This window comes from Janthinobacterium sp. FT14W (assembly GCF_009208755.1).
In the GTDB taxonomy this organism is placed as follows: Bacteria; Pseudomonadota; Gammaproteobacteria; order Burkholderiales; family Burkholderiaceae_D; genus Janthinobacterium; species Janthinobacterium violaceinigrum.
Genome location: NZ_WFLL01000169.1, coordinates 1 through 255, shown reverse-complemented (window position 1 = coordinate 255; position 255 = coordinate 1). Strand labels below are relative to the sequence as shown.

Annotated in this window: 1 rRNA gene; it reads right to left on the bottom strand. The window is 54.5% G+C overall.

The features are described 5' to 3' along the window. Positions 1-36: 36 nt before the first annotated feature. Positions 37-255: ribosomal RNA gene (locus tag GCN74_RS28480) — 16S ribosomal RNA — on the bottom strand; the annotation flags it as partial.

The following is a 255-nucleotide window of genomic DNA, read 5'->3' as shown; positions in this document are numbered from 1 at the left end:
TGCGTGAACCAGTTACCCGGTTCGTGCAAACTCTAGAAAGGAGGTGATCCAGCCGCACCTTCCGATACGGCTACCTTGTTACGACTTCACCCCAGTCACGAATCCTACCGTGGTAAGCGCCCTCCTTGCGGTTAAGCTACCTACTTCTGGTAAAACCCGCTCCCATGGTGTGACGGGCGGTGTGTACAAGACCCGGGAACGTATTCACCGCGACATGCTGATCCGCGATTACTAGCGATTCCAACTTCATGCAGT